Below are 6486 nucleotides of genomic sequence, written 5' to 3'. Positions count from 1 at the left end.
GGTGAGGGGGCGGGGGCTTCGGTCTCGGGCAGGGTTGCCTCCTGCGGCGCGAGCGACCACCCCCACGCCACGTCCTCCTCCTGACGGGCCAGCCGCAAGACGGTGCTGGACCCCGGTTCCGACGGCTGGGCGGCCGGCCTGGCCGGTATAACGGGAGCCAGCGTGGTCATCTCTCACCCACAGTGATGCCTCGGCCGGGGAGACCGACGGCCCGATGGAGCCCACTCACGCCCGGGGGATCACCGCCCCGAACACAAGTCGGTCGCCCTCGAACTCCCCCAGGTAGATCTCGGAGCGCTCCCACGGTTCGCGGGCATCGAGCATCCGGAACCGCCAGAACCGGGCCGTGATCGCGCCGCGCTGCTCGGTCTGGAACTCCTCGCCCCCCAACACGTTTCTCACCTGTGCGAGGCCGTCGCCCTCGTGGATGGCCTGGGCCCTCCGCCGGAGCTCGGGGGCGTCCAACTCGATCGCGGGGAGGTCCTCGGTCATGGGACATGGCGACGGTGCCAGCCCCTTCCGGTCACGGCGACGTCCACGTGATCGCCCGCGGCGACTTGTCCCCGCTGAGGGTGACCGTCCTGCCGTCGGCGGCCACCGATTTGCCCTGGCACCGGTCCCAGACTTCGTACCGGAAGCCCTCCTTGAGCTCAATGTAGTTACCCTCGCTGACGTCCCACCCGGGCGCGTCCGCGTAGTGCCACTTGCACGGGTCCGGGTCGAGGTCCCCGATGCAGCTCGTCCACTCCTCCGAAAATGTCGTCTCGTCGAGGGTCAGGGCATGCCCGCATGAGGTGACGTCGTAGTGCTTGGGGTCGGTCGCACTACCCGACCGGTAGTAACCCCTCACGTGGTGGCGGTAGAGGCCACAGTCGCACGAACACGTCTTCCCGTCCTCAGTCCCGGAATTCACTCCCTCGAAGTAGATGTCCTGTCGTCCTTCAGCCTTGGCCGTTGTGTTCTGATTGATCCCGGTCGTCGCGGTGAAGCTTCCGGGCTTCATGCAGAACTTCTTCGACGTGTCGGTGGGCCCGAGGCCCACGCCCTCGGGGGTCTGGTTGGTGGGCTTGGAGCGACATCCCTGGAGCCGCAGGCCGGTCCGGAGGCGGGGTCCCGCCAGGTGCGCGGCTCGCGCCACCGCGTCCTTGCTCCTGGCCCATAGGGACCCCATCGCGCCCACCGCGGCAAGGTCGGCGTCGTGCTCCAGCGGATCCTCGGCCCAGGACTCCTCTCCCATTCCCATCGAGTGGTCGGACCTGGCGCTCGCCACCCCTGGGGCCTGCGCCGCTCCTTCCTGCTGGATCACGTGGGCCAGCTCGTGGGCGATGAGCGCGTCGCCGGCCACCGTTCCGGGGTTGTACTCGCCCGCCCCGAAAGCCACATGCTGGCCGACGGTGAACGCCCTGGCGTCGAGGTCGCTGGCCAGCGCGCCGGCGGCGCCGTCCGCGTGCACCCGGACCCGGGAGAAGTCGTGGGAGAGCACGGGCTCCATCCGGGACCGAACCCCCGCGTCGAGTGGAGCTCCGGACCCGAGCTGCGACCGGATGCCGGCGGGATCCGGGCTGTACGCTGCCGTCGCGTTCCTTCGCTTGAACAGGACCCTCGGGGCCCCACCGGGAGCCACGGCGGCCCCTGCGCTCCCAGAACCCTGCGCCGATCCGGCGGCGCCGCCTTCCCCCGCCAGGGCCTCCTCCGGGATGTCCTCGGGGACGCCGCCCAGCTCGCCGATCCTGGCCCAGATGGAGACGGCCTGCCTGACCCGAGACACCACGGCGCCGACGTACGCGCTCGCGGAGCTCGCGGCCTGGGACTCGGGAGCGTACCGCCGGACCGCTCGTTCAACCTGGGAGGCTCCTCGGCCCGCGTAGTAGGAGAACGCCCGCTCCACGTACGGGCATCCTTCCGTGCTCCTGCCGGCAGCGGCCAGCTCGGCGTCCGCGGCCTCGCACACCGCCGCGCGCACCGCGTCCAGGAACGGCGTCTTGCGCATCTGCCCCGGGGCGACGTTCTCCGCGTCGTCCTCCACGATCAGCGATGGAGCGGGGGCTGTCTCCGCGGTGGGCTCCGCTTCCGGTCCCGGTCCCTGGGGCGCCGGCTGCGCGGGTCCCGGGGCCTCGGCGCTCGGCCCGGCCGGCTCCGGAGTGGGAGCGTCCACTCCCTCGGCCGGGGTCGCGCCGGTGGCCCCGTCCAGGGAGCTCAGGGCCGTGTCCGCAACGCGGTCCGCCTCCCGCTCCCACCGGTCGCCCGGCTCGCTCACGGTCCGGGCCCGGCCCGGTGGGGGCCCCGAAAGCACGGAGACCAGACCGAACCGATGCCCGCCGTCCCCGGTGGCGAAGCGCTGGACGGAGGGCATCTCCTCCTCCTGGTCCCCCGAGCAATCGCCGGAGCAAGGGTGCTGGCCGCATCGCTGGATCATCTCGGCTGGAACAGCGGAGGGCTTCCATCCCTCGGCCGGGGCGACGGCCGGCGCCGCCACCATCGTCACCGCGCCATCCTCTCGTGGATGGCCTCAGCCACCCGAGCCGCCACCACCTGGGAAACGTGCCCTCCCGAATCGACCTCGCGGGTGTCCGAGCCGGTCCAGGCGGGGAAGCGGCCTCCGGCCATCCGCCGGGCCAGCTCCACACGCAGGTGCTCCTCGATCGCCGACACCTGCTCCGGGCCGACGCCGTCGAGGACGAGTTCCTCGATGTGGATCTCCACGACGGGGCCGGGGGAGCGGAGGCGGGGATTCACCGGATCCATCCGCCCACCTCGGCGTCGGTCAGCGGCTTCTCAAGCTTGGTGTACTCGCTCCGCGCCGCGCGCAACAGGTGCGACATGCGAACGGGCTCGCCGGCGTCCACGGCCAGGAACGCCGCGCTGAGCGCGATATTTCGGATGTTTCCCCCCGCCACGTTGAGCCGGGCCAGGCGGTGCACGTCCAGGCCGTCCAGGGGCGCCCCCTCGGGGAAGATCCGCCGCCAGATCTCCGCCCGCTGCGCCGCCTCCGGGAACGGGAACTGCATCACGAACCGAAGCCGCCGCAGGAACGCCGTGTCCAGGGCGCTCTTCAGGTTCGTGGTCAGGATGGCCAGGCCCCGGTAGGACTCCATGCGCTGCAGGAGGTAGCTGACCTCGATGTTCGCGTACCGGTCGTGGCTGTCCTTGACCTCGCTGCGCTTTCCGAACAGCGCGTCGGCCTCGTCGAACAGCAGAATGGACCCGCCCTCTTCGGCGGCGTCGAACACGCGGCGAAGGTTCTTCTCGGTCTCGCCGATGTACTTGCTCACGACCTGGCTGAGGTCGATGCGGTACAGGTCCAGGCGCAGCTCGTTCGCCAGGACCTCAGCCGCCATCGTCTTGCCGGTCCCGCTCGGCCCGGCGAACAGCGCACTGATCCCGAGGCCCCTGCGGCTCTTGCGGGCGAAACCCCACGTGTCGTACACCAGCCGCCGGTGCCGGACGTGGGCGGCCACCTCCCGCAGCGTGTCCATCTGCATGGCGGGTAGCACCAAGTCCTCCCACGTGGCGTCGGGGTCGATCCGCTGAGCGAGGTCCTCGAGACGCGGACGGGACTGGGCCCGGCATGCGTCCCACAGCAGGGTCCCGGCGTCCGGGGCCCCTCGGCTCCCGTCGAGCCCCGGCCCATCGCTCTCCTGGACGCTCTCCAGCCCGCCGAGCACCTCCGCGCTGACCGACTCGATCTGGTTGGGCCCCAGGTCGAACTGGGCCACCACCGCCGCCACCGAGCCATCGAGCGTCGACGCGGCCCCGGGGCCCAGGGACGCCTCCCACAGCGCCGCCTGCTCCTCCGCCAGGGGCCGCCCCACGTCGAAGCGTACGGATGACCGGGAGACCCCCCGCAGCGGCTCTCGCACGCTCACGATGCCGATCCCCATGAGCCCGCCCAGGAAGGACATCACGGACCGGGCGGACTCGGGCCCCTCGGACTCCTGGCACTCCACGATGAGGGCCGCGCTGCCCAGGATGGTCTCCCGATCCCACAGCCGGGCCGCGGCCTCCCGTTCGGCGGGCGCCCCCGGCAGGTCGGCCAGGTCGGCCGCGTAGACCGACGCTCCGACCTGCGCGCACGCCCACGCTGCCACGGCCAGCTTCCCCGCGGGATCGGAGCCGCACAGCTGCACCACAGGGAGCGGCGCGCGCCCGTGCGCTCGCCGCCACAGGGCCACCATGCGCTCCGCCACGTCCCGGTGCGACGGGGGGAGATCCGGTGGGATGTGCACGTGGCGGACCAGGCCCGCCAGCCGATCGTCCAGATGGGGCGCGCCGGCCAGGAAGTGCAGGATGCGCTCGTCGATCCGCAGCGCCGCGGTGGCCAGGCTGTCCCCGCCTCGCAGCTCGATCAGCCGCCACCGTCGAAGGGACGAGGCGGGAGTGAGCGCGCTCCAGTGCGGGTCGGGCAGGGCGGCCAGGGCCAGGCCGAACGTCGGAACGGTCCGACGGGCGTCGCCCTGCGCGGCGGCGCACAGCGACGGGAACGTCGAATCGAGCTCGGGCCCGGCGCACAGGAGCAGCACGGATCGTTCGAATGGGCTGAGCCCGAACGCCGCGCACACGGTATCGAGGGCGGGTGGGGCCTCGAACGGCCATGGGGCCGGGGGCGGGGCGGCATCGGGATCCACCCGAACCTCCTGCTCGCCAGACGGCCCCGCCGCCAGCGCGGCGTGGCGGCTGAGGGCGGCCCTGACCTCGGCCAGCGAGGCCACCAGGTGGGCCTGATTCGCCTCGTGCCAGCCCTCCGCGGTCCGCAGTTCCGTCACGCCGACCACGGGCCGGCCTCCTCCGGGATCACGGGAACGCCACCACCGGCAGGACCTGCCCGAAGGTGGGACTGGCCGGGTCCTCGTCCACCGAGATCGGGCTGTCCGCTCCGTCGACCTGGATCCGCACCAGGTAGGTCCCGTCCTCCACGCCGGACGTGGTGAAGGTGACCGTGTCGGTGGTATCCGGCGCTCCCTCCACGTCGCGCGAGGGGGCGTCGAACGTGTAGTCGTGGGCGGCCCGCTCGGAGGGCGCTGATCGCTCGTTCAACAGGAGCGACACCCGCTGTTTCCTGCCGACCGGAGGTTCGACCGTCACCGTCACGTCCACCTCACCGGCCGAAGCTCCCGGGGCCGTCCCCACCGCTCCGGAGATCCTGGGCCGCAGCACGAACGGCATGAGGTTCGACTCCGCCCCGCGGTGCGGCGCGGGCGGGTCGCCCAGGAGGGCCTGGTGGACGACCTGGAGGCCGTGGACCCCCGGCAGGAGGGACAGCGGCTGGAGGGCCAGCGAGATCCGCCGGTCCGAGACATGGTCGGGGGCCACCTCGACCGCCCCCAGCCGAACCCTCGTCGCGTCGCCTCGCAGGTTCTGTCCTTCGATGGAGATGGTGGTCGTGGAGACGATGGGGTCCTCCTCGCCCGTGTCCGCAAGCACCCGCTCCACCAGCGGTTGGCGGAACGTTCCGACGTAGACACCTCGGGCCCGCACGGACAACGGGGTCCGCGGGGTGTCGGCTCCCTCGATCAGGACCACGGTCCCCTGGTAGGCCACCGAGAGCGCGTAGGGGATCTGAAAGAACACCGACCAAAGCTTCGACAGCTCCTCCAGGTTCAGTCCGATGGGCGAGAACCTCACCAGCTCGACCTGGTTCCCGAGGTCGGAGCTCTTCAGGAACGTGTCGGGATCGTCCGCGACCGCCGCCTTCATGGTGTCGCTGATGGCGTCGCGGGTGAGGATGGGGCGATCGTTCAGCGTCCTCACGGCGAGGCCCAGGAGGCGCTGCGGCTCGAGGTCCGCGTCCTCTCCATAGAAGCTCAGGAGATAGTGGAGGTCGAGCGCGACCTGGGGCCGGCGGACCACCCTGCCGTCGGAGCCGCGGCTGGGGAGGTCGGCGTTGCGCCATGCCGCGTTCGGGGTCACCTGATACAGGTAGATGTTGATCCCCTTCTGGTCGGCGGCCCCGTTCTTCACGGCCTCCGGGATGCCGGCGGTCACCTTCGCGTTCGCCACCGCGCCGGGGACGCTGGCGGCCACGGCCTCGTCGAGCATCCGCTTGAGGGTGGCCGTGACCGTGGCGATGGCGAGGAAGTTGCTCACGGCGCTCGTCCGTTTCGCCGGCGGAGGTATTCGTCCAGCGACAGAGCCGGGGTCGGTCGAATGGCCTCAGGGCCCGAGCCGGCGTCGGTGACGGGGCTCGGAACGACTCGGACCTCGATCCGGCCGATGCTCACGCGCACCACGGGCGGACCCGGTTCCGGTCCCTCCTCCGCGACCGTCGGCCCCTCCACTCCGAGGGCCGGGACGACGTCGACCCCCGACGGGGGTCCCTCGGGCCCCCACCTCGCCGCCAGCGCGTCCCCGTCCGATCGGGGCTCCGCGCCGGTCCTGGAGATCCCGTCGCTCGATGTGGCTCGGTCGCCGGAATCGACCGTCCCGGGCCCGGCGTCCGGCGCCCTCGGCCCGGCCCGCCGCCCCTGCTCGCTCGCATCCATCGGAACG

The 6486-nt window shown here is 72.1% G+C and carries 6 protein-coding genes; all 6 read right to left on the bottom strand.

The genetic code is table 11. The annotated features are described in order from the left end of the window. Positions 1–225 precede the first annotated feature (225 nt). The 6 genes from M3Q23_15650 to M3Q23_15625 are packed head-to-tail and all read right to left on the bottom strand — an operon-like array spanning position 226 to position 6479. The gene (locus M3Q23_15650) at positions 226–492 is read right to left on the bottom strand and encodes a hypothetical protein (protein ID MDP9343492.1); all 267 of its coding nucleotides are present in this window, start codon (positions 490–492) and stop codon (positions 226–228) included. 31 nt (positions 493–523) lie between these two features. Then, positions 524–2479, bottom strand: a complete 1956-nt coding sequence (locus M3Q23_15645) for a DUF4157 domain-containing protein (GenBank protein ID MDP9343491.1) — start codon at positions 2477–2479, stop codon at positions 524–526. A 2-nt stretch (positions 2480–2481) separates the two neighbouring features. Next, on the bottom strand, positions 2482–2736 hold the full coding sequence (locus tag M3Q23_15640) for a hypothetical protein (GenBank protein ID MDP9343490.1): 255 nt from the start codon (positions 2734–2736) through the stop codon (positions 2482–2484). Next, the gene (locus tag M3Q23_15635; GenBank protein ID MDP9343489.1) at positions 2733–4763 is read right to left on the bottom strand and encodes an ATP-binding protein; all 2031 of its coding nucleotides are present in this window, start codon (positions 4761–4763) and stop codon (positions 2733–2735) included. The genes M3Q23_15640 and M3Q23_15635 overlap by 4 nt, the downstream gene beginning before the upstream one ends. Before the next feature lie 28 nt (positions 4764–4791). Then, a complete protein-coding gene (locus M3Q23_15630) occupies positions 4792–6084 on the bottom strand; it encodes a DUF4255 domain-containing protein (GenBank protein ID MDP9343488.1) in 1293 nt (430 codons plus the stop codon). Beyond that, entirely contained in the window at positions 6081–6479 is a 399-nt protein-coding gene (locus M3Q23_15625) for a hypothetical protein (protein ID MDP9343487.1), read from the bottom strand. The genes M3Q23_15630 and M3Q23_15625 overlap by 4 nt, the downstream gene beginning before the upstream one ends. Positions 6480–6486: the final 7 nt, after the last annotated feature.

Source organism: Actinomycetota bacterium (assembly GCA_030774015.1).
In the GTDB taxonomy this organism is placed as follows: Bacteria; Actinomycetota; UBA4738; order UBA4738; family JACQTL01; genus JALYLZ01.
The sequence above is the reverse complement of the archived record's forward strand: the minus strand, read 5'-3'. Positions and strand labels throughout refer to the sequence as shown.